The organism is Pantoea cypripedii (assembly GCF_011395035.1).
In the GTDB taxonomy this organism is placed as follows: Bacteria; Pseudomonadota; Gammaproteobacteria; order Enterobacterales; family Enterobacteriaceae; genus Pantoea; species Pantoea cypripedii_A.
Map to the genome: position 1 here is coordinate 2,889,950 of NZ_CP024768.1, position 25,597 is coordinate 2,915,546.

At 53.6% G+C, this 25,597-nt stretch carries 22 protein-coding genes; 12 read left to right on the forward strand and 10 right to left on the reverse strand.

Annotated elements, in window-relative coordinates:
• Positions 1-59: 59 nt before the first annotated feature.
• Positions 60-1,526, reverse strand: a complete 1,467-nt coding sequence (locus CUN67_RS13495; protein ID WP_208715837.1) for an amino acid permease — start codon at positions 1,524-1,526, stop codon at positions 60-62.
• Between the two features lie 129 nt (positions 1,527-1,655).
• Positions 1,656-2,522 (reverse strand): DNA-binding transcriptional regulator YeiE, encoded by an 867-nt coding sequence (yieE, locus tag CUN67_RS13500; protein WP_208715838.1) that lies wholly within the window; start codon positions 2,520-2,522, stop codon positions 1,656-1,658.
• Positions 2,523-2,632: 110 nt separating this feature from the next.
• Between yieE and CUN67_RS13505 the strand changes: the two genes are divergently transcribed.
• Positions 2,633-3,679 carry a YeiH family putative sulfate export transporter gene (locus tag CUN67_RS13505; RefSeq protein ID WP_208715839.1) on the forward strand — a complete coding sequence of 349 codons (1,047 nt, stop codon included), beginning with the start codon at positions 2,633-2,635 and terminating at the stop codon, positions 3,677-3,679.
• A gap of 95 nt (positions 3,680-3,774) precedes the next feature.
• Here the strand turns inward: CUN67_RS13505 and CUN67_RS13510 are convergent, their stop codons facing one another.
• On the reverse strand, positions 3,775-4,182 hold the full coding sequence (locus tag CUN67_RS13510) for an S-adenosylmethionine decarboxylase family protein (RefSeq protein WP_208715840.1): 408 nt from the start codon (positions 4,180-4,182) through the stop codon (positions 3,775-3,777).
• A 425-nt stretch (positions 4,183-4,607) separates the two neighbouring features.
• Between CUN67_RS13510 and nfo the strand changes: the two genes are divergently transcribed.
• Positions 4,608-5,453, forward strand: a complete 846-nt coding sequence (nfo, locus tag CUN67_RS13515; RefSeq protein WP_208715841.1) for a deoxyribonuclease IV — start codon at positions 4,608-4,610, stop codon at positions 5,451-5,453.
• A 63-nt stretch (positions 5,454-5,516) separates the two neighbouring features.
• Here nfo and fruA read toward each other — a convergent pair whose 3' ends face one another.
• From fruA to CUN67_RS13535, 4 genes are all read right to left on the reverse strand, one after another.
• Positions 5,517-7,208, reverse strand: coding sequence for a PTS fructose transporter subunit IIBC (fruA, locus tag CUN67_RS13520; RefSeq protein WP_208715842.1), 1,692 nt, complete (start codon positions 7,206-7,208; stop codon positions 5,517-5,519).
• 16 nt (positions 7,209-7,224) lie between these two features.
• Positions 7,225-8,163 (reverse strand): 1-phosphofructokinase, encoded by a 939-nt coding sequence (gene fruK / locus CUN67_RS13525; protein ID WP_208715843.1) that lies wholly within the window; start codon positions 8,161-8,163, stop codon positions 7,225-7,227.
• Positions 8,160-9,290 (reverse strand): fused PTS fructose transporter subunit IIA/HPr protein, encoded by a 1,131-nt coding sequence (gene fruB / locus CUN67_RS13530; protein WP_208715844.1) that lies wholly within the window; start codon positions 9,288-9,290, stop codon positions 8,160-8,162. Before fruB ends, fruK begins: the two co-directional genes overlap by 4 nt.
• A 278-nt stretch (positions 9,291-9,568) precedes the next feature.
• A complete protein-coding gene (locus CUN67_RS13535) occupies positions 9,569-9,823 on the reverse strand; it encodes a YkgJ family cysteine cluster protein (protein ID WP_208715845.1) in 255 nt (84 codons plus the stop codon).
• A gap of 159 nt (positions 9,824-9,982) precedes the next feature.
• On the opposite strand from CUN67_RS13535, the gene yeiP reads away from it, so the two are divergent.
• The 9 genes from yeiP to yejF all read left to right on the forward strand — a co-directional run bounded on the left by yeiP (position 9,983) and on the right by yejF (position 20,941).
• Positions 9,983-10,555 (forward strand): elongation factor P-like protein YeiP, encoded by a 573-nt coding sequence (gene yeiP / locus CUN67_RS13540; RefSeq protein WP_084876066.1) that lies wholly within the window; start codon positions 9,983-9,985, stop codon positions 10,553-10,555.
• Between the two features lie 108 nt (positions 10,556-10,663).
• The gene (locus CUN67_RS13545; RefSeq protein WP_208715846.1) at positions 10,664-11,638 is read left to right on the forward strand and encodes a CobW family GTP-binding protein; all 975 of its coding nucleotides are present in this window, start codon (positions 10,664-10,666) and stop codon (positions 11,636-11,638) included.
• A gap of 43 nt (positions 11,639-11,681) precedes the next feature.
• Positions 11,682-12,389: a phosphatase PAP2 family protein gene (locus CUN67_RS13550; RefSeq protein WP_208715847.1), complete on the forward strand. Its 708-nt coding sequence runs from the start codon at positions 11,682-11,684 to the stop codon at positions 12,387-12,389.
• A 515-nt stretch (positions 12,390-12,904) separates the two neighbouring features.
• Positions 12,905-13,480: a bifunctional murein DD-endopeptidase/murein LD-carboxypeptidase gene (gene mepS / locus CUN67_RS13555; protein ID WP_208715848.1), complete on the forward strand. Its 576-nt coding sequence runs from the start codon at positions 12,905-12,907 to the stop codon at positions 13,478-13,480.
• A gap of 298 nt (positions 13,481-13,778) precedes the next feature.
• A complete protein-coding gene (locus CUN67_RS13560; protein ID WP_208715849.1) occupies positions 13,779-15,350 on the forward strand; it encodes a cyclic di-GMP phosphodiesterase in 1,572 nt (523 codons plus the stop codon).
• Between the two features lie 65 nt (positions 15,351-15,415).
• Positions 15,416-17,224, forward strand: a complete 1,809-nt coding sequence (locus CUN67_RS13565; RefSeq protein ID WP_208715850.1) for an extracellular solute-binding protein — start codon at positions 15,416-15,418, stop codon at positions 17,222-17,224.
• A gap of 10 nt (positions 17,225-17,234) precedes the next feature.
• Entirely contained in the window at positions 17,235-18,329 is a 1,095-nt protein-coding gene (locus CUN67_RS13570; RefSeq protein ID WP_208715851.1) for a microcin C ABC transporter permease YejB, read from the forward strand.
• A complete protein-coding gene (locus CUN67_RS13575; RefSeq protein ID WP_208715852.1) occupies positions 18,329-19,351 on the forward strand; it encodes an ABC transporter permease in 1,023 nt (340 codons plus the stop codon). The genes CUN67_RS13570 and CUN67_RS13575 overlap by 1 nt, the downstream gene beginning before the upstream one ends.
• A complete protein-coding gene (yejF, locus tag CUN67_RS13580; RefSeq protein ID WP_208715853.1) occupies positions 19,352-20,941 on the forward strand; it encodes a microcin C ABC transporter ATP-binding protein YejF in 1,590 nt (529 codons plus the stop codon).
• Here the strand turns inward: yejF and CUN67_RS13585 are convergent.
• The 3 genes from CUN67_RS13585 to rsuA all read right to left on the reverse strand — a co-directional run bounded on the left by CUN67_RS13585 (position 20,938) and on the right by rsuA (position 23,591).
• Positions 20,938-21,264, reverse strand: coding sequence for a hypothetical protein (locus CUN67_RS13585; RefSeq protein WP_208715854.1), 327 nt, complete (start codon positions 21,262-21,264; stop codon positions 20,938-20,940). The two genes, yejF and CUN67_RS13585, sit on opposite strands and share 4 nt — an antisense overlap.
• Before the next feature lie 395 nt (positions 21,265-21,659).
• Positions 21,660-22,856, reverse strand: coding sequence for a Bcr/CflA family multidrug efflux MFS transporter (locus CUN67_RS13590; RefSeq protein ID WP_208715855.1), 1,197 nt, complete (start codon positions 22,854-22,856; stop codon positions 21,660-21,662).
• Between the two features lie 12 nt (positions 22,857-22,868).
• A complete protein-coding gene (rsuA, locus tag CUN67_RS13595) occupies positions 22,869-23,591 on the reverse strand; it encodes a 16S rRNA pseudouridine(516) synthase RsuA (protein WP_208715856.1) in 723 nt (240 codons plus the stop codon).
• 168 nt (positions 23,592-23,759) lie between these two features.
• On the opposite strand from rsuA, the gene CUN67_RS13600 reads away from it, so the two are divergent.
• Entirely contained in the window at positions 23,760-25,514 is a 1,755-nt protein-coding gene (locus CUN67_RS13600; protein WP_208715857.1) for a DEAD/DEAH box helicase, read from the forward strand.
• The last annotated feature ends 83 nt before the right edge of the window (positions 25,515-25,597 follow it).

Consider the following 25,597-nt stretch of genomic DNA (forward strand, 5'->3'; position numbering starts at 1 on the left):
TGTGTTACAAAACGCCAAAAAAAAGCGCGGACATTGCCGCGCCTTTCAATATGTTGCGATCACTCTTTAAACGTCGGGAATTCCATTTCGCTGTATTTCACAAAGCGGGAACCCCGTACCAGTTTGTAACCCAACCAAATCACCAAAAATAGCGGAATACCAATATAGGTTGCCGCTACGCCATACCAGTCGATACGGTCGGCAAGGAAGGCCTGGTAGTTCTGGCCGAGGGTGATGATCAGACAGAGCACAAAGGCGAAAATCGGTCCGATGGGGAAGAAACCCGAACGGTAGGGTAAATCGGCCAGATCACGCCCCTGCGCCATGTAACCACGACGAAAACGGTAGTGACTGATGGCAATACCCAGCCAGGCGATAAAACCCGTCATACCTGAGGTGTTCAACAACCACAGGTACACTTCCTGATTACCAAATTTGGAGGTCAGGAAGCACAGGCCAGCCACCACGGTGGTCGCAATCAACGCATTACGCGGAACACCGCCCTTCGACAGTTTGGCGAAAATACGCGGCGCTTTGCCTTCACTTGCCAGGTTGAACAGCATGCGGGTGGAAGCATACATACCGGAGTTACCGGCTGACAGCACCGCCGTCAGGATAACCGCGTTCATTACCGCCGCAGCCGACAGCAGACCGGCATTCTGGAACACCAGGGTGAAGGGGCTGATGCTGATATCTTTGATATCGTTGTGCAGCAGCTTCGGATCGGTATAAGGCAGAATCAGGCTGATGATCAGAATGGCAAAGACATAGAACAGCAGGATACGCCAGAACACCTGACGCACAGCGCGCGGAATATTCTTCGCCGGATCTTCTGATTCACCGGCAGCGATACCGATCAGCTCAGTCCCCTGGAAAGAGAAACCGACAATCATCGCCACACCAATCATCGCCGCAAAACCACCGGCAAAAGGCGCATCACCTACCGTCCAGTTGTGCCAGCCTGCGTTTTCCGCGCCGCGCATGATACCCACGATCATCAGCACACCCACCACAATAAAGATGATGACGGTAGCGACCTTGATCAGCGAGAACCAGTATTCCGCTTCACCGAAGCCTTTCACGGAAATGTAGTTGAGCAGGAACATCAGGCCGAGGAACAACGCGCTCCAGATCCAGCCGGGGGTATCGGGGAACCAGTAGTTCATCACCAGTTGGGATGCCACAAGGTCAACAGCGATGGTGACCGCCCAGTTGTACCAGTAGTTCCAGCCGAGGGCGAAGCCGAAGCCTTCCTCAACATATTTTGCGCCGTAAGTCGCGAAAGAGCCGGACACCGGCATAAATGCGGCCAGCTCGCCGAGGCTGGTCATCAGGAAATAAACCATCAGGCCAATCAGCGCATAAGAAAGCAGTGCGCCACCCGGGCCTGCCTGTGAAATCGTCGCACCCGAGGCGACAAAGAGGCCTGTCCCGATCGATCCGCCAATGGCGATCATCGTCAGATGACGTGCCTTTAATTCGCGTCGTAACGCAGGTTGTTGTGTTGTTTTTGAGTCATTATGCATGTGTAAACGCTATGCCGGATAAAAATAAGGCGCGATTGTAGCAGCTAAGCCTGCTCTGTATAGCATTCACGTCGGGTTATTAGTTACCTTCATAATCGCCACGAAATTATTAGCCGCGTGCGTTTCTGCTCACTCGCGGCAATAGGTTAAAAAGCGGTTAAGCGCTTTGGAGAGATGTTTCTGGCGATGATGGATGCGATACAGGGTGCGTGTCAGACGCGGCAGCGGCACCGCCACTTCCACCAGCGTACCCGCCTCCAGCAAATCAGCGATCACCCGTCGTGACAGGCAGCTAATGCCCATGCCGTGGCGCACCGCATGTTTGATCGCTTCTGAGTTGCCCAACTCCATACCCAGCTGAAACTGCGGCAGATGGGACAGCAACAGATAATCGACGATTTCACGCGTACCGGAACCGCGCTCACGCAGGATCCACGGCGCCGCAGCCAGGCTCTCCAGAGTGACGGGTTGTTGCAGGATGGTGGCATCCGGCGCAGCAAAAACCACCAGCTCATCTTCCAGCCACGGTTCGCTGATCAGTTCCGGTACATGGCACGGCCCTTCAATCAGGCCAATATCCACCCGGAAGTCAGCCACCGCATTAATAGCATCCTGGCTATTGCCGACACTCAGCTCCAGCGGCAGTGAGGGAAAATCGCGACGATAAGCAGCGATCATCCCCGGCAGCAGATAATTGCCGATGGTGCTGCTGGCGAACAATCGAATGGCACCGTTGTCCTCTTTAAACAGCTGCTCGATTTCACCGGCCTGCTCCAGTAACCCCACCGCACGCGGATAAAGTAAGCGGCCATGTTCGTTCAATACCAGCCGCTTGCCGACACGGTCGAACAATTGCACGCCAAGCTGGCTTTCGAGGTCTGCCAGTGCCGCACTTACTGCTGACTGGGACAGAGCCAGCACCTGTGAAGCCTGAGTGGTGGAACCACTCTTCAACACTTCGGTAAAAACTTCGATCTGACGCAGCGTAATGTGCACGCGTCCTCCTCACATTTCTTACCACTTATAATGGTTAATTATAAATATATTATCAATTTTACTTTTAAGCTAGCCACGCGCACGCTAAAGCCAGACTTAAGGAGAAAAGTATGGCTGAGATAAGTGTAAGCAAAACACCGTTTCCCTTGCAGCACTGGCTACCCGGTTTGTTACTGACCGCTGCCATTGCAGGCTGTGCCGCGTTACTGGCGCAGCAGCCGTGGCTGGCTGGTGCCGGATTTGGCGCGTTAACGCTCGCCATTATATTGGGAATCCTGCTCGGGAATAGTGTTTATCCCCGGCTGGCAACGCATTGTGATAGCGGCGTGATGCTGGCCAAACAACGTCTGCTGCGACTGGGTATCATCCTGTATGGTTTTCGCATCACCGTCCAACAGATTGCTGATGTCGGCCTGAGTGGCGTGTTGATCGATGTGCTGGTGCTGAGTTCCACGTTCCTGCTGACCTGTTTTCTCGGTATCCGTCTGCTGAAAATGGATCGTGAAACCGTATGGCTGATTGGCGCAGGCAGCAGTATTTGCGGAGCAGCAGCGGTGCTGGCCAGCGAACCCGTTGTCAAAGCGGCCCCCTCTAAGGTAGCAGTTGCAGTGGCTACGGTGGTGCTGTTTGGCACTATCGGGATTGTACTGTACCCCTTTATCTGGACCCTGCTGCCACAGGTGAACACTGCACAATTTGGCGTGTTCACCGGTTCAACCCTCCACGAGGTGGCGCAAGTGGTGGCTGCGGGTCACGCCATCAGTGCGGAAACAGAAAACAACGCGGTGATAACCAAAATGCTGCGCGTAATGATGCTGGCCCCTTTTCTGTTAATCCTGGGGAGCTGGTTACGGCGTTATCACAATCCTGCTGATTCAGGTGCACAGTCGGTTACTTTTCCCTGGTTCGCGCTGCTGTTTATTATCGTGGCCTTGTTTAATTCACTGCATTTGCTGCCCGTGAACGTAGTCAATGGATTTAATCAGCTGGCGAATCTGCTGCTGGCAATGGCAATGGCTGCTCTCGGTTTAACTACGCGTTTCAGCGCATTGAAGCAGGCAGGTTGCAAACCGCTGCTGCTGGGAATGTTGGTATTTTTCTGGCTGATTGTCGGTGGCGGGACACTGAATATACTGGTGCAACATTTCATGGCGTAGATACATTGGTCGGGATAATGGTGGCTGAAAAAAAGCCAGGCAATGAAGTGATAAATTCATCGAGCCTGACACTATCATCATCTTATGAATCCCTATCAATTGGCACTGTCTGGTTCCGGGATGATATACACGCTGGTATTTTTATATCCCGCAATATTACTGCCACGTTCTATGCAACGAACCAGCAGGTTAGTTGCGGAATCCAGACGTGATTTGATTTCACGCAGTGCAGACAAGCATCTGCTGTCACAGGTATAGAGATCAATGCTGATGTAGTGACTTTCCGGGTAGGTATGATATGAAAGATGTGATTCGCTGAGTAAAAACAACCCCGTTACACCCTCACCTTCTGCAGTGAATTTTTGTGAGAGATAACCAATAACATTAAGTTCCGTTACGCTCAGGATTTCTGAGAAAAACTTTTGCAGTCGTACTTCATCCTGCAGAAAACTCACATCGTTGATCACAATATCCAGAACGTAATGACAGACCTTATCTTCCATAATAAAACTCCATTTACCTTCAACTTCATAAATTAATGAATTACAAACCATAAAACTTGTTAACCAGGAAAGATACTAACCAATTTAATTAAGTTGAGATCGTTAAATACTTATATCTGTGATCGGAATCATGAAAAACATTAACTTCACTTGAGTAAATGATTTCTATTAACCGTTTCCTTTCTTAAGCGAATTTCCCAACTCATATTTGGATACAGTAATAATAAGGCAGTGCGATGTCAGGCGTTTTACTTTTCGTCAGGCTAAGGTTTGCATGCGCTAAGTCGAGCGCAGCAATATTCAGTCTTTGCACACACAAGATATATCTGAGATACTTATTAACATTGCATTGATTTTAAACTTATTTAATCAACAGAAAAACAGATACGCCGCGTACATTAAGCGGTTAATAGCAGGAGAATGTCATGAAATATATCGGCGCACATGTCAGCGCATCAGGCGGCGTAGACCAGGCGGTAATCCGCGCCCATGAACTGGAAGCCACCGCGTTCGCGCTGTTCACCAAAAATCAGCGCCAGTGGAAGGCCGCGCCGCTTTCTGGTGAAGTGATTGATGCGTTCAAAACTGCCTGCGAAACCTATAAATTCACCCCGGGCCAGATTTTGCCGCACGACAGCTACCTGATTAATCTTGGCCATCCGGTGATGGAAGCACTGGAGAAGTCCCGCGATGCGTTTATTGATGAAATGCAACGTGCCGAACAACTCGGCCTGACGCTGCTGAATTTCCATCCAGGCAGCCATTTGCAACAGATTGATGAGGAGGCGTGCCTGAAGCGTATCGCAGAATCCATCAATATTGCGCTGGATAAGACGCACAACGTCACCGCAGTGATTGAAAATACCGCTGGCCAGGGAAGTAACCTTGGTTTTCGCTTTGAACATCTCGCCACCATTATTGAGCATGTGGAAGATAAATCACGCGTCGGTGTTTGTATTGATACCTGCCATGCCTTTGCCGGCGGTTATGACCTGCGCACGGAAGATGCCTGTGTGGCAACTTTTAATGAATTTGCTCGCATCGTCGGTTTTCAATATTTGCGTGGCATGCATCTCAACGATGCCAAGAGTGCGCTCGGTAGCCGCGTTGACCGCCACCATAGCCTTGGCGAAGGCAATATTGGCAAGACGGTGTTTAGCTGGCTAATGAAAGATGCACGCTTTGATGGTATTCCGATGATCCTGGAGACCATCAATCCGGATATCTGGAAAGACGAGATTGCGTGGCTGAAGTCGGAGCAACAAGGGTAAAAAAAGGGGCGGCCTTGCGGACCGCCCCTTTGCTATGCCTGGTGTTGGCGTCGATAAACGTTATCAGGCGGCTTTAGCCAGCTCTTCTTCCGGACGTTTCAGGATAGCGTAGCCCAGGCCCGCCACCGCAGTACCAATCACGATGGACATCAGGTAACCCAGCACCGGCGTAATCGCTCCCGGAATCAGCAGCACAAACAGGCCACCGTGCGGTGCCATCAATTTGGCACCAATCGCCATTGAGATCGCGCCTGTCACCGCACCACCGATGATACAGCACGGCAGTACACGCATCGGGTCACGAGCGGCAAACGGAATCGCACCTTCAGAAATGAAGCACAGACCCAGCACCAGCGCGGCCTTGCCACCTTCCTGCTGACCTTTGTTGAACTTACGACGTGCCACGATAGTCGCCAGCCCCATCGCCAGTGGCGGAACCATACCCGCAGCCATGATCGCGGCCATTGGCGCGTAGGTCTGCGAACTCAACAGGCCAACACCAAACGCGTAGGCCACCTTGTTCACCGGACCGCCCATATCCGTACACATCATGCCACCGAGGATGGCACCCAGCAGAACCGCGTTAGCTGTCCCCATGTTTGCCAGCCAGTGGGTCAGGCCGCTCATGATGCCCGCGACCGGTTTACCCACCACATAAATCATCAGCAAGCCAGTGATCAGGCTGGCAACCAGCGGAATGATCAGTATCGGCTTCAATGCTTCCATACTCTGCGGCAGCTTCACTTTGCTGCTGAGCATCTTCGCGGCATAACCGGCAATGAAACCAGCGATAATCCCACCAAGGAAACCGGCGTTGATGCTGGTGGCGATCATACCGCCAATCAGACCAGGGGTCAGACCGGGACGGTCTGCAATGGAGAAGGCGATAAAGCCCGCCAGCACTGGCACCATCAGGGCGAACGCGCTGCCGCCACCAATCTGCATCAATGCTGCCGCCAGGGTGCCCGGCTCTTTAAACGCGGTGATACCAAACGCAAATGACAGTGCGATGCTCAGACCACCCGCGACCACCATTGGCAGCATGTAAGACACGCCAGTCAGCAGGTGACGATACGCACCGGCCCTCTCTTGTTTATCTTCCTGACCACCCGCAGCACGAGCACCGCTCGGCTGGTAAGGTTTGGCTTCAGTCTGCGCTTTATCCAGTTCCTGGGCGGTTTTCTTCAGCGCCAGGCTGGTTGAGGTGCGATACATCGGCTTACCGGCGAATTTCGCCAGATCCACATCGATATCTGCCGCTACCACCACCAGATCAGCCGCCGCCACCTCTTCCGGGGTGATAGCATTGCCGGCACCCACGGAGCCGCGGGTTTCCACTTTCACCCACCAGCCACGTTTTTTGGCTTCGGCTTCAATGGCTTCTGCCGCCATAAAGGTATGAGCGACGCCCGTCGGGCAGGCTGTCACCGCCACGATGCGTTTCTGACCGCTGCTCTGCGCCACAGCCGGTGCGGCAACAGCCACATTCTGCACCGTCTGCGCATTGGCTTTTGCCTGGTTGATCGTTGCCAGCGGATCGCGCAGCAACTGCTGAACATCAACCAGCGCCAGTGATTTGCCTGCCAGCTGTGCATCATTGGGTGCGTTGTGACCCGCCACCAGCACCAGATCGGCGTCAGCGGCATTTTCGGTAAGGGTAAGACCAGCCTGCGCCGCAACAGCACGCAGACTTTCCATCGCTAAATGTCCTGAGGCGAGGCCCAGGGAAGAATCTTTAATCAGCAGCGTTTTCATTATACCTCTCCTGCTGTTAGTTAACGGGTTGTAAGTCAACACGCGCCATCATCGCGGCCAACTGGGTACGATCGGTAACCCCTACGTTACTCTGGCTGACAGCCATTGCCGCCACCGCCGTTGCAAGGCGCAGGGTATGTTCACTGGACTCACGCATCAGCAGGCCGTAAATCAACCCGCCAACCATCGAATCCCCGGCACCTACGGTGCTGACCACTTCACACGCAGGTGGTTTGGCAATCCATTCGCCTGAAGCATTCACCCACAGCGCCCCTTCTGCTCCGAGTGAAATCACTACATGGGCTATGCCCTGTTCGCGCAGCTCATGCGCGGCACCAATCACATCTTGCAGCGTCGGCAGCTTGCGTCCGGCCCAGATTTCCAGCTCGCGACGGTTGGGTTTCACCAACCATGGCGCAGCTTTCAGGCCCGCGACCAGCGCCTCACGGCTGCTGTCGAAAATAATGCATGGACACTGGGTACGCAGATCGCTCATCCACTGGGTGAAGGCCTCTGGTGCGACACCCGCAGGCAGGCTGCCGCTGACACACACCATGTCGAACTGACCCAGCCAGGTCAGAGAATCTGCAGTGAAGCGATCCCAGTCCTGGGCGGTGACGTCAAAACCAGAGAAATTCAGGTCAGTCACTTCACCATCTTTTTCAGTCAGTTTGACGTTAATACGGGTACGGCCCTGCACTACCTGAAAACGGTTGGCGATGCCCAGCTCGCTGAACAGTTGCTGGAAACCATCCTGATTCTCTTTACCGAGGAAACCGCCTACGGTGACATCGATACCTAAATCCTTCAGAACCTTGGCGACATTGATGCCCTTACCCGCGGCATGCAAACCGGTGGTTTTGACCAGGTTCACTTCCCCGCGCTCGATCTCCGGCGTAAAGCCAACCAGATCGTAAGCCGGGTTCAGAGTGATGGTGGCTACGCGACGACTCATGCTACCCCCTCGCCCAGGCCACTATTAATGGCCTCTTCAATGGCATTCAGTGCCTGCTGTGCATCTTCGCCGCTGGCAGTAAAGCGCAGGCGGTGACCTTTTTTGACGCCAAGCGCCACTACTTTCATCAGGCTGCGCCCATTGGCAGGTTTACCGCTGCCATCGAGGTTAGTGACGGTGATATCGCTGTTGAACTGTTTGATAACGCTAACCAGCGCCGTACCCGGACGGGCATGCAGGCCATGTTCGTTACGGATGGTGAACTCTGCGGTCAGCACATCGGCCTGCTCATCCACTTCACTGGTCAGCAGCGCCAGAATCCCGGCGGCATCGGCTTTCAGCAGACGTTCAGCTTTGCTGGCATGCAGCAAGCTGCTGAGGTAACCCAGCACTTCCAGCGGACGGTTGTCGCTGGCGGCAACCGTTACCAGCAGCGCGACGTTGGCACCGGCATGGTCAAATGGCGTTGCTGCGCGGCTGACTGCGACGCCGCTGTTCAGGTTACCCACCGGGCTGTCGCTCAGCCAGATACCCTGCCCGAGGCTCAACGGGGTGTTAGACACGACGTTAGCGACAAAACTGGCATCGACAGCACCTGCCGCCTGCAGGCGACCGGCATTCAGCGCCTGCAGCGTCATCAGATCGCTGGCGGCCACATCAACGGCGATCAGCGAGGTATCGAACTGGAATTCCGCCGCCTGCTTCTCACCCATCAGCAGCGCGCGCAGGTCTTCCGCTGAAGCGGTTTTCAGTTGTTCAGCAATGCTGTCGTCGCTAAGTACATGAGTCAGCTGGCGCAACAGCGCGAGATGTTCGTCAGATTTTGCAGCAATGCCGATCGCGACGTAGGCTGTCTGACCGTCGCCCCATGCCACACCCTGCGGAAACTGGAAAACCTGCACGCCCGTTTTCAGCACTAAATCACGGGTATCCGTGGTGCCGTGAGGGATGGCGATGCCGTTGCCCAGGAAAGTGGTGGTTTGCTGTTCGCGCGCCAGCATGCCGTTAACGTAGCCTTCCGCGACATTGCCCGCAGCGGTTAATGCCGCCGCAACCTGACGAATGGCCTCTTCTTTATTCTGCGCACTGGCACCGGTATGAATGGCCTGAACTTCGAGCTGGAACATATTTCTCCTCGCTTGCTGAATTGAATCGTTTCAGCTTGATGGCGAAAAAATACGCTGTACGACATCGGCTTAGCCGGGACGACAACGCTGAAACGTTTCAGGGAATATGGTACAGCTGTGCCAGGCAGGCAAGAAAATGCGTAAATGACGTAGCAGATTTTTGAAGCTACGCACACTTCAGAGGTGATTTAGGATTTTAGCCACATGCAACGCTGACGTTTTTGCTGTAACGCCAGCGACATTTAAGGCAAATGCTTCAGCAAAATGTCAGCAACGATTCAGGGGGCAGTTTCGGCTTCTAATTTCAGCAGATAAGTCATGGCATCCGCACGGCTGTTGCCGCACATTTCAGCACTGGGCTGCAGGCTGCCACACACCGCCGGGCGCAACGGGGAACCGAATATTTTACAACGCAGCTGCGCATCAAGCTGAATACAAGGGGTATTCGCCGGTTTGCCGTCGGGCATACCTGGGATCGGGGAAGAGATGGAAGCAGCAATGCAGCAAGCACCGCAATGGTCACGACACAACATCAGGCGCTCCTGCATGGGGATTTCGCGGCGACAATAGCAGGCTGCCCGTAGTAATACCATGTCCTTTATCACAACAAAATTTGTGTCAGCCCGCTTGCCTGTTTTTCCCGGCGCGAGTAACTTGGCGCGATCTATTTCTACTTCGCGAGTTACACGACGATGCCAAAGGCAAACGAGATTAAAAAAGGAATGGCGCTCACCTGGAACGGCAAACTGCTGCTGGTGAAAGATATCGACATTCAAAGCCCCAGCGCACGCGGTGCGGCTACCCTGTATAAGATGCGTTTTACTGACGTGCGTACTGGCATGAAAGTCGAAGAACGCTTTAAAGGCGATGACATCCTGGAAGCCATCACCCTGACCCGTCGCTTCGTCTCCTTCTCTTATATAGATGGGGATGAGTACGTGTTTATGGATGATGAAGATTTCACGCCATACACCTTCAAAAAAGATCAGATTGAAGAAGAGTTGCTGTTTATTCCTGAAGGCGGCATGCCTGGCATGCAGGTCCTGACAATGGATGGCCAGCTGCTGGCGCTGGAGCTGCCACAAACCGTTGACCTGGAGATTGTTGATACTTCACCGGGCATCAAAGGGGCCTCCGCCAGTGCGCGCACCAAACCTGCCGGGATGAGCACCGGTCTGGTTATCCAGGTGCCGGAATATCTCAGCAACGGCGACCGTATTCGTATTCATATCGCCGAACGTCGCTATATGGGACGCTCTGACTAAGCAGACTGCTCTGTCCGGCGCGCAGCAAATGTTATAGTATAACAATCTGTTGTGTGCGCCGGATGGATATTTCCCGCGCGCGTTGTTCTCGTTCGTTGAGGCATGATTGTGACGCACGTAAATGTTATTACCGGATTTCTCGGCAGCGGTAAAACCACCGCTCTGTTGCATTTGTTAGCCAGTAAACCTGCCAATGAAAACTGGGCGGTGCTGGTCAATGAGTTTGGCGAAATAGGTATTGATGGCGCCTTGCTCGCCGATCGGGGTGCCACGCTGAAAGAGATCCCCGGCGGCTGTATGTGCTGTGTCAACGGCCTGCCGTTGCAGGTAGGTCTTAATATGCTGCTGAAGCAGACCAAACCCGATCGCCTGCTGATTGAACCCACCGGTCTTGGCCATCCCAAACAGTTGCTGAATATGCTGCGCGCTGCTGTGTATCAGCCCTGGTTACAGGTTGATGCCACGCTGACATTACTCGATCCCCGCCATCTGGCTGATCCGCGCATTGTGCAGAATGAAAATTTCCAGGATCAACTCACCGCCGCCGATATTGTCATTGCGACCAAAAGCGATCGCTGGGGCGACGAAGATCGTCAGTTACTTGCAGACTGGCGTCAGCAGCATCTTGCCGATCGCCAATGGGTGGAAGCCGCCTGGGGAGAGATCGATCCCGCGCTGCTCAGCCAAAGGGGATTGGCCGATCGTGCGGTTCCTGATGCATTGCATCATCACGCTGAATCACGCCCGCAGGGGCTGGCGGCACTCAAACTTGACGGCCAGGCACGCTGGCGGCGTGCGCTCAATGAAGGCCAGGGTTATGCCGCCTGCGGCTGGATTTTTGATAGTGATACGGTGTTCGATACCATCAGGATCCTTGACTGGGCGCGGCTTGCGCCGGTTGACCGGGTTAAAGGGGTGCTACGCACTGCCGAGGGTTTAGTGACCATCAATCGTCAGGGTGAGGACGTGTTTATCGAGACGCGTCCGACGACACCACCCGACAGCCGTATTGAATTGATCCATCATCAACCCGCTGACTGGAACCTGTTACAGAGTGGGCTGTTGAAGATTCGTTTAAAATAGATGCGGTAGGTTTTCCCGTTATTTTTCTTTTTTGAGTTGGACTATGCGCGCTTCTCGTTTATTCACCATCCTGCTCCTCAATGTGCTGGGTGTGGTGATTTTCTTTTCCTGGTATCTGCCGCCTGAGCACGGTTTCTGGTTTGGTCTCGACAAAGCCATTTTCTTCGGTTTCAACGATCAGATGGTCGTGCACCACGGTTTTGCCTTGCTGGTGGCCATCACTAACTTCCGTGGTTTTGACCTGGTTTCACTGCTGGCGATGGGTCTGCTTTATATGTGGTTCTGGCGACGTGAAACGCCACAGGGACGTCGCCGTATGCTGGCGATTGGTATCACCATGCTGCTGACCGCCGTCATTCTCAACCAGCTGGGGCATTTAATCCCGGTACAACACGCCAGCCCGACGCTGTTTTTTGAACACGTCCATCGCGTGAGCGAACTCACCGGTATTCCGGCGAAAGATGCGTCAAGCGACAGCTTCCCGGGTGACCACGGTATGATGCTGATGATTTTCGCCTGCTTTATGTGGCGCTATTTCGGTTTCCGCGCTTTCCTGATGGGTTTGCTGATTGTGGTGGTGTTTGGTCTGCCGCGCGTGATGGCAGGCGCACACTGGTTTACCGATATCGCTGTGGGTTCACTGTCGGTGGTATTAGTGGGCCTGAGCTGGTGGTTATTAACACCAGCAAGTGACAAATTAGTTAACTGGCTGTATCGCTCTTTACCGGGCAAACATAAGCCGCAGCCATAATTGTTTAGCGCGAGTGATCAAAGCGTAAAATAGCGATCGCTCGCGCTTAATGAAACCGGAAATAGATTATTAGCCTGCTAATAAATTTTTATAAAAAGAAAAGATTATGATGGAATCTGCCGCACAATAGCCTTTTTCCTAAGCTGTCCAGTCAGAACCCTCTTAAAATCGGCCTTAACGCCAGAATTAGCCCCTGATCCCGCCGCTATTTCCCTGTTTAAACGCTGCCAGTTGTCGATAAAGTAGCCATTGTGTTACGGATTGATTTCACATCGAAAAAACCTATAAAAATTTATATAAAAGCACTCGCCACGCGGTCTGTAATCGGTTAACCTCAAACGCAATTAGTAGGTGAACAGCATAAAATGTGGTTCCGAAGGCAACAAAAATGTGTTCTTAAACACATTTTGGTAATTAAGGAATTGTCTTAGCTGGTCGCTCTTATTAATCTCGACTCGTTTTGTCATCTGGCTGGCGACATTTTGTCGTAAGGATTTCGAAGGAAAACACCCATAATGGTCAAGTCTCAACCAATTCTGAGATACCTCAGGCGGATTATTCCCGCGGTAGCTTTAGCAGCACTTTTATCAGCATGTAGCAGTACCCATAACGGTCAGAACGCGAATAACGAGAATCATGAAGTTAACAACCAGAATGGTTTTTTACTTCAGGCGTCTCAGGACGAATTCGAACAGATGGTGCGGAACGTGGATATCAAATCCCGCATCATGGACCAATACGATGACTGGAAAGGCGTGCGTTACCGTTTAGGCGGTGACACCAAGCGCGGCATCGATTGTTCTGCTTTTGTTCAGCGCACCTTTCGCGAACAGTTTGGTTTAGATCTTCCGCGTTCAACCTATGAACAGGAAGATACAGGTAAGCAGGTTTCACGCACGAAACTGCGTCCGGGTGATTTAGTGCTGTTCCGCGCCGGTTCCACCGGTCGCCACGTCGGCATCTATCTGGGCAATGACAATTTCGTGCACGCCTCCACCAGCAGTGGTGTGATGATTTCCAGCCTTAACGACAGTTACTGGAAAGCACGTTACCGTGAAGCACGGCGTGTTTTAGGGCGAAATCCCAGCTAATGAATACCCTTTGAAGATCCTCTCAGCCAGAGAATCAGAAAACGCTGCCCCGGCAGCGTTTTTTTTCGTCTGTCATTTTTTTTCCTGGCGAAATTCATAAAAAGTTTTTGAGAATCAAAAATATAACAAGACTTTTCGCGCGCTCTCGTTATATTCTCGTTTACTTACTTACCCCAACTAATTCGTGTCATATGCAGGCAATTACCGGCTGCATCGACCGAGTTAATGACGGGCTACACCAGAGAGTAGTAGTGCGCAGTTAACATAATAAAATGGCAAGACAAGGGGAATTCACTCCATGCCACTGTCGGGGACGTTTAAACGTCATGCAACCTATTCGCGCCGGATCGCCTGGAGCAGCGTGATTGTAGGTGTTGTGTTCTTTCTGTTGTTCGTCACTGTGATGTTGACACTGGCCTGGCAAAAAAGAGTACAGCAGCATGCGCTGTTACTGACACACAGTCGGGACGATTTACAGCAGGTGATGACAACCCTGGTCGGTACCCTTTATCCACTGCAGCAATATACTCAGCTGGAGTGCAGCAACGTTGGTCGCGAACTCACCTCACGCGCAGCCTTTGCCGGTAATATTCGCGCCATTTTGCTGGTACGCGATGGTGATGCTTATTGTTCTTCGGCCACAGGTGCCTTCAGGTTACCGGTGGCGGATATCTCCCCTGAATCTGAACTTGAACGCGATCGCGATCTGCGTTTGCTGGAAGGCACTCCGCTGCAACCCGCCAAACCGGCGCTGGCGCTGTGGCTAAAAACCCCCGGCAAAGCAGAAACCGGCATCCTCACCACCATGAATCTCAGCCTGACGCCGTATCAGCTACTGGCTTCATACCATCCGGAAATTACCGGGATGGCGCTGATAGTGGGTGACCGGGCCATCATGAGTGGTAGCAATCAGGTGGTGCGCGTCAGCGATTTGCCACCCGCATTGGCCTCCCTGTCGCTAAATAATGATGCGATGCGCTTTGTCCTCTTCGGTACCACCCTCGCCTTGCGTGACTACCATCTGATTCTGCTGAGCGCTATCCTGTTTTCACTGGTAGCGGGAGGAACCTGCTGGTTGTTGCTGATGCTGCATCAACGCCCCGGCAAAGAGATTATGCAGGGAATCAAACGTGGTCAGTTCCATGTGGAATATCAGCCGCTGGTGACGGCACATGATGGCCGACCCTATGGCGTCGAAGCCCTGCTACGCTGGACCCATCCCAGCGAAGGGTTGATCCCGCCCGATGCGTTTATCAGTTATGCCGAAGCACAGAATCTGATCATCCCTCTCACCCGTCATCTGTTTAAATTGGTCGCTCGCGATGCCCATGCGATGTGTGACCAACTGCCGCGCGGCACCCGGATGGGGCTGAATTTGTCACCGTTGCATCTGGCCTCAGAGAGCTTCCGCAACGATGTACAAAACTGGATCGCCGATATGCCCGCTAATCACTTCAACTATGTGTTTGAGATAACTGAACGCACGATGGTGAAGGAAAAAAACGCCGGTGAAATCTTTGCCTGGTTGCATGATAACGATATCAAGATTGCCATTGATGACTTTGGTACCGGACACAGCGCGCTGATTTACCTGGAAAGATATCCCTTCGATTATCTGAAGATCGACCGTGGTTTTGTGCAAAGCATCGGCACTGAAACCGTCACCTCACCGGTGCTGGATGCCGTGCTGCAACTGGCGAAAAAGCTCAACCTGAAAACCGTGGCAGAAGGCGTGGAAACCGGTGACCAGGCTGCCTGGCTGGTCAATCGTGGCGTCACCCATTTACAGGGATATTTGTTTAGCCGACCATTGAAGCCGGAAAATCTGGTGGACTATTATCAGCAGCAGCAACTGGTTACTGCCGGTTAACGTCACGCAAACGTCATGAAACTGCTACCATAAGGTGCGGATAACGAAAGGAGAGCGTCCCTCTTATGCTGCTTCGTTTAGTCACAGCGTTGCTGCTTGGCTGTGTAATGTCGCCATTGCATGCGGAAACCATCAACGAAAGCTATGCCTTTGCCAAACTGGGTGAGCCGAAGTATGTGGTGAACTTTACCCATTATGACTATGCCAATCCGGCAGCGCCAAAAGGCGGCAAGCTGACCCTGGCCGTCATTGGTACTTACGATAACTTCAATCGTTATGCCTCGCGCGGTAACCCAGGTGCTGCAACCGATACCCTGTATGACGGCCTGTTCACAACCTCTGACGATGAACCAGCCAGTTACTACCCTCTGATTGCCGAGTCGGCGCGTTATCCCAGCGATTTTCACTGGATGGAAGTCTCGATTAATCCTCATGCGCAATTTCAGGATGGCACACCGATTACCGCCCAGGATGTGGCTTTCACCTTCAACAAGTTTATGACCGAAGGGGTACCCCAGTTCCGCGTGGCATTTCGTGGCGTGGAAGTGAAGGCCCTGAATCGTCTGACGGTGCGTATTAATTTGCCTAAGCCGGATAAAGATTTGGCGCTGAGCTGGCTGACGCTGCCGGTGCTGCCAGAGAAGTTCTGGCAGAACAAAAAATTCAATGAGCCTATTGGCTATCCGCCGCTGGCCAGTGGACCTTACCGCATCACCTCTTACAAACCCGGGCAGTTTATCCAGTACAGCCGGGTAAAAAATTACTGGGCAGCCAACTTGCCGGTCAACCGCGGGCGTTTTAACTTCGATACCATCCGCTATGACTACTACCTTGACGATAACGTGGCGTTTGAAGCGTTCAAAGCCGGAGCCTTCGATCTACGCATTGAAGGCTCAGCAAAAAAATGGGCCACCCAATATCGGGGGCGCAACTTTGACAGTCACGCCATCGTCAAACAGGTCACACCCAATGATGTCTCCACCAACACCAGTTGGCTGGCGTTCAACAATGAGAAACCGCTGTTTAGCGATATCAGGGTTCGTCAGGCGCTCAGCCTGGCTTTTGATTTTGAATGGATGAATAAAGCGCTGTTCTACAACGCTTATAAACGCACCAGCAGCTATTTTCAGAACACCGCTTATGCCGCAGCAGGCTACCCTGATGCCGCACAGCTGATTTTACTGGCACCGTACAAGGCGCAGTTACCTGCGGAAGTGTTTAATAACGAGTACGCCCCACCGCATTCTGACGGCAGCGGTTTTGATCGCGGTAATTTGCTGAAGGCGATGAATCTGCTGAAAGAAGCAGGCTGGGAGATCAGGAACCAGCAACTGGTCAATGTTAAAACCGGCCAGCCGTTTCGTTTTGAACTGTTGCTGAACAGCGGCTCCAGCAATGACTGGACGCTGCCATTCCAGCATAGCCTCGCACGGCTGGGTATTCAGGTTTCGCTGCGTCAGGTGGATAGCTCGCAATATCTGCGCCGCCTGCGCCACGGCGATTATGATATGACGCCATCGGTGTATTACGCTATGCCCTGGCCATCGACCGATCTGCAAACCATCTGGCAATCGGAGTACATCGATTCAACATGGAATACCGCGCGGGTGAAAGATCCGATCGTTGATCACTTCGTGCAGCAGATTGTTGCGGACCAGGGGAATGAGAAAGCCTTGCTGCCGCTGGGCCAGGCGCTGGATCGTATTCTGCTGTGGCGTGCCTATATGATCCCGATGTGGTTCAACGCTGAACAGCGACTAGCGTACTGGGATAAATTCTCGCACCCCGAAATTAAGCCAGCCTTCGCCACCGGGCTGGAAAACTGGTGGTACGATGTGAACAAAGCCGCGCGTTTGCCGGCGGATCGACGCTGAGGAGTGCGGTTTGGGTGCTTATTTCCTGCGCAGGTTACTGCTAATCATCCCCACCCTGTGGGCCATTATCACCCTCAATTTTTTTATTGTGCAGATAGCACCGGGGGGTCCGGTGGATCAGGCGCTGGCGAATATCCAGTTCGGCCACAGCAGCATCATTCCTGGTGCTGGCGATAGCGGTGGTGGCGGCACACGCGGTGCGTTGAGTCGCGAAAATCCCGGTGATAGCCAGTATCGTGGCGCACGCGGCCTGGATCCGGAAGTGATTGCCGAAATCAAAAAACGCTACGGCTTCGACAAACCGCTGTGGCAGCGCTACGTAGACATGCTGTGGAATTATGTCCGCTTTGATTTTGGCGATAGCCTGTTCCGTAGCGCTTCGGTATTACAACTGATTAAGGACAGCTTGCCGGTCTCCATCAGCCTGGGATTGTGGAGCACGCTGATTATTTATCTTGTGTCGATTCCGCTTGGCATCAAAAAAGCGGTGCGTAACGGCAGCGCCTTCGACATCTGGAGCAGCAGCTTTATTATCATCGGCTACTCCATTCCGGCATTTCTGTTCGGCGTCATGCTGATCGTGTTATTTGCCGGTGGCAGCTATCTCGACTGGTTCCCGTTACGCGGCCTGACGTCTCCCCAGTTTGATTCCCTGCCGTGGTACGGCAAGATCACAGACTACCTCTGGCATATCACCCTGCCCGTGCTGGCGACGGTGATTGGCGGTTTTGCCACCCTGACCATGCTGACCAAAAACTCGTTCCTTGATGAGATCCGCAAACAATATGTGGTCACTGCACGCGCCAAAGGGCTGGATGAAAAGCGTATCCTGTACGGCCACGTCTTTCGCAACGCCATGCTGCTGGTGATTGCCGGTTTCCCGGCCACCTTTATCAGCATGTTCTTCACCAGTTCAGTGCTGATTGAAGTCATGTTCTCACTGAATGGTCTGGGCCTGCTGGGCTACGACGCCACTATTCAACGCGACTATCCGGTAATGTTTGGCACGCTGTACATTTTCACGCTGATCGGCCTGCTGATGAATATTCTCAGCGATTTGACCTACACCCTGGTCGATCCGCGCATTGATTTTGAGGGTCGCTGATGCGCTTGTCTCTATTGAACCAGCAGCGCTGGCAGCGCTTTCGCCATAACCGCCGCGGTTACTGGTCATTATGGATATTCCTGGTGGTTTTCCTGTTATCGCTGGGGGCCGAGCTACTGGCGAACGATAAGCCGCTGCTGGTGCATTATCAGCAGCGCTGGTATGTCCCGCTGCTGTTTAACTACAGCGAAAGCGACTACGGCGGAGATTTTCCCACCCCGGCAGATTATCAGGATCCCTGGCTGAAGCAGCGTATCGATCAGCAGGGATGGGCCATCTGGGCACCGATTCGCTTCAGTGACAGTACCATCAACTTTGCCACTCAGGTGCCCTTCCCTTCCCCGCCCTCGAAGCAGAACTGGCTCGGCACCGATGCCAACGGCGGCGATGTACTGGCCCGCCTACTTTATGGCACGCGAATTTCTCTGCTGTTTGGCCTGCTGCTGACGCTGTTCTCCAGCGTCATTGGCATCGTGGTGGGTGCGGTACAGGGCTACTTTGGTGGACGTGTCGATTTAGTGGGGCAACGCCTGATTGAAGTGTGGTCCGGTATGCCATCGCTATTTTTGCTGATTCTGCTCTCCAGCGTGATCCAGCCCGGTTTCTGGTGGCTGCTGCTGGTGACCGTGGTATTTGGCTGGATGAGCCTGGTCAGCGTGGTACGCGCAGAATTTCTGCGCGCACGTAATTTCGACTATATCCGCGCCGCACGCGCCCTTGGGGTCAGCGATAGCCGCATCATGCTGCGCCATATGTTGCCCAACGCGATGGTCGCCACCCTGACCTTTCTACCCTTTATTCTGTGCGGCTCCATCACCACGCTGACCTCACTGGATTTTCTCGGCTTTGGTTTGCCAGTCGGATCACCTTCGCTGGGTGAGCTGCTGTTGCAGGGAAAAAATAATTTACAGGCACCGTGGCTCGGGCTGTCGGGCTTTTTTGCGCTGGCGATTTTACTGTCACTGCTGATTTTTATTGGTGAAGCCGTGCGCGACGCCTTCGATCCAAGCCGGGGAAGCTGAATGAGCAATTTACTCACCGTCAATCATCTCGCCGTCGCCTTTCAGCAACGTACCGTGGTAGAAGACATTTCGCTGCGGGTAGATGCGGGTGAAACCCTGGCGCTGGTCGGAGAATCCGGTTCCGGTAAAAGCGTCACCGCGTTATCGATCATGCAGTTATTGCCTCAGCCACCCGTCACCTACCCACGAGGCGAAATTCTGTTTAACGGGCAGAACCTGCTTCAGGCCAGTGAGCGTGCGCTGCGCGGTTTACGCGGTAACCAGATGGCGATGATTTTTCAGGAACCGATGGTGTCGCTTAATCCGCTGCATAGCGTAGAGAAGCAATTGTATGAAGTGCTCTCGCTGCATCGGGGCATGCGGCGTGAAGCGGCGCGGGCGGAAATTCTCAGCTGCCTCGACCGCGTCGGTATCCGCCAGGCGGCGACACGCCTGCAGGATTTTCCGCATCAGCTTTCCGGTGGTGAGCGTCAGCGCGTGATGATCGCCATGGCGCTACTGACACAGCCTAAGCTGTTAATTGCCGATGAACCCACCACCGCACTCGATGTCACGGTGCAGGCGCAGATCCTGCAATTGCTGCGCGAATTACAACGCGAACTGAATATGGGCATGTTGTTTATCACCCATAACCTCAGCATTGTGCGTCAGCTGGCGCATAACGTGACGGTGATGCGCAATGGCCGTGAAGTGGAACATAACCGTTGTGCGACGTTGTTCAACCAGCCGCAACATGCTTATACCCGCGAGTTACTCGCCGCCGAGCCTGATGGCCGACCGGCTCCCCTCAGCGACAGCGCGCCATTGTTGCAGGTGAAGAATCTGCATGTCGGGTTTCCGATTCGGCGCGGATTGCTGAAGCGTACTGTGGCTGAAAAGATGGCGGTGCAAGACCTGAGCTTTACCCTGCGACGCGGCGAGAGCCTGGGTCTGGTGGGTGAGTCCGGCTCCGGCAAAAGTACCACCGGGCTGGCCTTGTTGCGTTTAATTGCCGCTCGCGGGGAAATCTGGTTCGATAATCAACCGCTGCATCAGCTGTCATCCAAACAGTTGCTGCCGCTGCGGGAAAAGATTCAGGTGGTGTTTCAGGATCCCAACTCTTCGCTCAATCCGCGCATGACGGTGCAACAGATCATCGCTGAAGGGCTGGCCGTTCATCGCCCGACACTCAGCGCAGCCGAACAGGAAGCGAAAGTCATTGCGGTGATGCAGGAGGTGGGGCTGGATGCTGAGACCCGGTCACGCTATCCGGCTGAATTTTCAGGGGGGCAACGCCAGCGTATCGCTATTGCCCGCGCTTTGATCCTCGAACCACAACTGATGGTGCTGGATGAACCCACCTCGTCGCTGGACCGTTCCGTTCAGAAACAGATCCTCAACCTGCTACGCCGTTTACAGCAGCAGCATCAACTGGCTTATCTGTTTATCAGCCATGATTTGCAGGTCGTACGCGCCCTGTGCCATCAGCTGATTGTGCTGCGTCAGGGGGAAGTGGTGGAACAGGGGGAATGTGATGCGCTATTCAATGCACCGACGCAGGAATACACCCGTCAGCTACTGGCTTCCGCTCAGGGCGAAAGCCTGACTTAATGGCCGTCAAAGGTTTCGGCGATAGCCACACCCTGATTTTTCAGGCAGCAATTGGTGGCGCTTTCGTCACTGCGCTGGATCAGCAAACAAGGCTGCCCTTCACAATGGACGATTTGGCATTCAACCTGAATCTGCGCCAGCGTGTCCTGCAACTGGCGCAGGATTTCCATCGCCGGATGCCCATCATGGCTGAGCAGACGTAGTGCGACCAGATCCTGGTCATTTTCAGCATCGGCAGATTCCTGTCGCTCAATCTCACCAGCATGATCAACCGACCAGCGATAATGTTGCGGCAGACGATGCACAACCGAAAGTTGCAGCATAGATACGTAATCCCCAGAGACGTTAACTTCATTCACGACGAATAGCGCACACGCAGTGAATCCCTTTCCTGGTTAACTCAGAATACGGACGTCAAGGCTCGCCTTCTCGTTTTAAGCACAAAACATGTAGCAGATTTATTATTTGCGAGAGTGCTCGCATTTATCGCTATATGTACCCTGTTCAGCGGCAGTTAACAATCATTTTAGACGCAACATGGTTACTTTTTTACTTATTAATTTTCACAATATGGAAACATCACCAACGGGAAAGGGTGGGTAGCGCCGCGATTTGTACGAAGAGGATTTACAGTTGGCAGGTATTGTAGCGGCGCAATTTATTGCGCAATTCCATGCACAGTGCCGGAATCGCGCCGCTACGCGTTCGCACAACGCATTCAGGCGATATTATGACGAGGCCGTGCCGCGTAGCTGAACAACACGATGGAAACGGTGGCGCAGAGCGCAATGGTCGCGACCATCGGCCAGGCGCTGCTGACGTTCACCATAGAAAGCAGCGCCCCCACCAGCGCACCGACGCCGAAACGCAGCGTACCGGCCAGTGACGATGCAGTCCCCGCCATATGCGGAAACTCATCAAGAATCACCGCCATCGCGTTGGAGGAGACGGTTGAGACGCAGCCGATAAACATCGCCACACCCAGTACCAGCGGCAGGAAGCCGAGGTTGAGTGCGCTCGCTACCAGCAGCCAGACACCCATACAGAACTGGATCACCAGCCCGATACGGAACATCGCCAGCGGGCCAAAACGACGCACAGCACGGCTGTTAATCAATGTCATCACAAACAGGAAAACCACGTTGAGGCCAAAGTAGTAACCGAAGTTCTGCGGCGAAACGTGATTCACCTCGATATAAACGAAAGGACCGGCGTTAAGGAAAGCAAACAACCCGGCAAACGAGAAGCCGCTTGCCAGCATGTAACTGAACGCACGTTTATGCCGCACCAGCGCGACAAAATTACCCAGCGTGGTGCGCAGATGGAAGCGCTGACGCTGCTCAGGCTTGAGCGTCTCGCGGATTTGGGTCACCACCAGCACCGTGGTAACCACTGCGGCAATCGACAACGTCCAGAAAATGGCATGCCAGCTCCACAACAGCAGCAACCAGCCACCGATAATGGGTGCCAGCAGCGGCGCAATCGTGGTGATCAACATCACGAACGACATCATGCGCGAGAATTCCTCTTTCGAGTAGCTGTCACGCATCAGGGCGTTAATCACCACGCTGGCTGCCGCCGCCGACAGGCCGTGCAGGAAACGCATGAAGATCAGTTGATCAATCGATTGCGACAACGCACAGGCGGCTGCCGCACAAGCAAAAATCAGCGTACCAAGGGCGATCACCGGTTTGCGGCCATAGCTATCCGCCAGCGGTCCATATACCAGCTGACCAATAGCAAAGCCGAGAATATAAAGGTTTAGCGTCATCTGCACGCTGCCGGATGAAACAGCAAACTGACGTGCAATTTGTGGCATTGCTGGCAGATACATATCGATGGAGAGCGGCATCAACATCGCCAGCAATCCGAGAATAACCACTAACCCGACCGGTGAGTTCTTTTCCTTTGGCACCCCGTGCTCCCGCTATTTCTGTTGTTTTAATTCGTCAGGTAAACCAATGCTCGCGACTTCTTCCGCCGTCAATTCACGGTACTCCCCTGCTTCAAGATCGGCGTCGAGGGCGATGTCGCCAATACGTTCGCGATGCAGGGTCACTACATGATTACCCACCGCCGCAAACATGCGTTTCACCTGGTGATAACGCCCTTCGCTGATGATCAGCAGCGCTTCCTGCGGGCCGATAATGTCCAGCGTTGCGGGTTTGGTCAGATCTTTTTCATTGTGCAGCTGGATACCGGCGGCAAAGGTGTCCACCAGCGCCGGGTCGATCGGAGATTCAAGGCCGACACGGTAGGTTTTTTTACAGTGATGACGCGGCGAAGTAATTCGGTGCGACCACTGGCCATCATCAGTCAGCAAGACCAGCCCGGTGGTATCAATATCCAGACGCCCTGCTGCGTGCAGTTTCCAGGCCATCGGTTCTTCAATAAAGAACAGGATGGTCGGATGATCCGGATCGTCGGTGGAGCAGACATAACCCTGCGGCTTGTTCAGCATGAAATAGCGCGGGCCATGCTGCTGCACCAGCGGATTACCGTCGTATTCTACTTCGTCATCCGGCAGCACTTTGTAGGCGGTGTCGCGCACCGTTTCACCATTAATGGTGATTTTTTTTGCACGTATTTCACGTGCGGCAATGGCACGGCTGATTTCCAGTTGCTGAGATATGAATTTGTCGAGTCGCATGAATTCGCTTTGCCTGTTACTGCGGAGGGAAACTGAAACGGTGTTTTTATCCGTTGAAAATGTGAGGGCAGTATAGCCTGAACCATCGGCGGCTAACAGAGCTGATCCTGCGTTTCAGGCGCTTTCATGGCATAATACGCGTCCGTTTCAGAAAAAAGTTTTGGCCCGATGTCTTTCACCCTGCGCCCCTACCAGCAAGAAGCCGTTAACGCGACCATTGCTCACTTCCGTCAGCATGCGACACCCGCAGTGATTGTGCTGCCCACCGGGGCAGGAAAAAGCCTGGTGATTGCCGAGCTGGCCCGACTGGCGCGCGGACGCGTGCTGGTGCTGGCGCATGTCAAAGAACTGGTGGAGCAGAATCACAGCAAATACCAGGCATACGGGCTGGAAGCCGATATCTTCGCAGCAGGGCTACAGCGCAAACAAAGCGAACGCAAAGTGGTGTTTGGCAGCGTGCAATCGGTCGCGCGCAATCTCGATCGTTTCGACAGCGCCTTTTCCCTGGTGATTGTCGATGAATGCCACCGCATCAGTGACCAAAGCGAAAGCCAGTATCAGCAACTTTTCACCCATCTGCGCCAGCATAATCCGCAGTTACGGCTGCTGGGGCTGACGGCTACCCCGTTCCGCCTTGGCAAAGGCTGGATCTATCAGTTTCATTATCACGGGATGGTACGCGGCGATGAAAAAGCGCTGTTTCGTGATTGCATCTATGAATTGCCGCTGCGATACATGATCAAACATGGCTTTCTGGTGCCGCCTGAACGGCTGGATATGCCGGTGGTTCAATACGATTTCAGTCGTCTCGTCCCGCAAAATAACGGCCTGTTCAGCGAAGCCGACCTGAATCGTGAGCTGAAGCAGCAGCAACGCGTTACGCCGCACATTATCAGCCAGATCGTTGAGTTTGCTGAAGATCGTCATGGTGTGATGATTTTTGCGGCCACCGTCGAACACGCGCGTGAGGTGCTGACGTTATTGCCAGAAAATAGCGCCCTGGTTTCGGCAGAAACGGCGGTGAAAGAGCGTGACCGCCTGATTAGCGCGTTTAAGGCTCAGCAACTGAAGTTCCTGGTGAACGTCGCGGTGCTGACTACCGGTTTCGACGCCCCGCATGTCGATTTGATCGCCATTCTGCGCCCGACAGAATCTGTCAGCCTGTATCAGCAAATTGTCGGACGTGGCCTGCGCCTTTCCCCCGGCAAAATTGACTGCCTGATCCTTGATTACGCCGGTAACCCACACGATCTCTTCACGCCGGAAGTGGGCGCACCCAAAGGGGCCAGCGACAATCAGCCCGTCCAGGTCTTCTGTCCAGCCTGCGGCTTCGCCAATACCTTCTGGGGCAAAGCCACTGCTGATGGTCACGTCATTGAGCATTTTGGTCGCCGTTGCCAGGGGGTGCTGGAAGACGATGACGGGCAGCGTGAGCAATGTGATTATCGCTTCCGCTTCAAAAGCTGCCCGGATTGTGGCGCGGAAAACGATATCGCCGCGCGCCGTTGTCACCAGTGCGACAAGGTGCTGGTGGACCCGGATGACATGCTAAAAGCCGCGCTGAAACTCAAAGATGCTCGTGTGTTGCGTTGCGGCGGCATGACGCTGACGCAGGGACGTGATGAGAAAGGCGAGTGGCTGAAGGCGACCTATTATGATGAGGATGGGCTGGACGTCAGCGAACGTTTTCGCCTGCACACACCGGCGCAACGTAAGGCGTTTGAACAACTGTTTATGCGACCGCATCAGCGCGCACCCGGTGTGCCGCTCGGATGGCAGACCGCCAGCGATGTGGTGGCCCTGCAACCGTTGCTGCGCCACCCTGATTTCGTGGTGGCGCGTGCTAAAGGGCATTTCTGGCAGGTGCGCGAAAAGATATTTGATTATCAGGGTCGCTTTCGCCGCGCCAATGAACTGCGCTGAGCCACGGAATCATTTGCCCGTAAGGTGTATAGCGGCTATAATGCCGCCCGCTTTTGCATCCGCATTAGCGTTTGAATAATCGT

Coding starts and splice junctions, on each gene's coding strand:
- CUN67_RS13495 (WP_208715837.1), bottom strand. CDS start 1,526: ATGCATAATGACTCAAAAACAACACAACAACCTGCGTTACGACGCGAA.
- CUN67_RS13505 (WP_208715839.1), top strand. CDS start 2,633: ATGGCTGAGATAAGTGTAAGCAAAACACCGTTTCCCTTGCAGCACTGG.
- CUN67_RS13510 (WP_208715840.1), bottom strand. CDS start 4,182: ATGGAAGATAAGGTCTGTCATTACGTTCTGGATATTGTGATCAACGAT.
- nfo (WP_208715841.1), top strand. CDS start 4,608: ATGAAATATATCGGCGCACATGTCAGCGCATCAGGCGGCGTAGACCAG.
- fruA (WP_208715842.1), bottom strand. CDS start 7,208: ATGAAAACGCTGCTGATTAAAGATTCTTCCCTGGGCCTCGCCTCAGGA.
- fruK (WP_208715843.1), bottom strand. CDS start 8,163: ATGAGTCGTCGCGTAGCCACCATCACTCTGAACCCGGCTTACGATCTG.
- fruB (WP_208715844.1), bottom strand. CDS start 9,290: ATGTTCCAGCTCGAAGTTCAGGCCATTCATACCGGTGCCAGTGCGCAG.
- CUN67_RS13535 (WP_208715845.1), bottom strand. CDS start 9,823: ATGTTGTGTCGTGACCATTGCGGTGCTTGCTGCATTGCTGCTTCCATC.
- yeiP (WP_084876066.1), top strand. CDS start 9,983: ATGCCAAAGGCAAACGAGATTAAAAAAGGAATGGCGCTCACCTGGAAC.
- CUN67_RS13550 (WP_208715847.1), top strand. CDS start 11,682: ATGCGCGCTTCTCGTTTATTCACCATCCTGCTCCTCAATGTGCTGGGT.
- mepS (WP_208715848.1), top strand. CDS start 12,905: ATGGTCAAGTCTCAACCAATTCTGAGATACCTCAGGCGGATTATTCCC.
- CUN67_RS13560 (WP_208715849.1), top strand. CDS start 13,779: ATGCCACTGTCGGGGACGTTTAAACGTCATGCAACCTATTCGCGCCGG.
- CUN67_RS13565 (WP_208715850.1), top strand. CDS start 15,416: ATGCTGCTTCGTTTAGTCACAGCGTTGCTGCTTGGCTGTGTAATGTCG.
- CUN67_RS13575 (WP_208715852.1), top strand. CDS start 18,329: ATGCGCTTGTCTCTATTGAACCAGCAGCGCTGGCAGCGCTTTCGCCAT.
- yejF (WP_208715853.1), top strand. CDS start 19,352: ATGAGCAATTTACTCACCGTCAATCATCTCGCCGTCGCCTTTCAGCAA.
- CUN67_RS13585 (WP_208715854.1), bottom strand. CDS start 21,264: ATGCTGCAACTTTCGGTTGTGCATCGTCTGCCGCAACATTATCGCTGG.
- rsuA (WP_208715856.1), bottom strand. CDS start 23,591: ATGCGACTCGACAAATTCATATCTCAGCAACTGGAAATCAGCCGTGCC.
- CUN67_RS13600 (WP_208715857.1), top strand. CDS start 23,760: ATGTCTTTCACCCTGCGCCCCTACCAGCAAGAAGCCGTTAACGCGACC.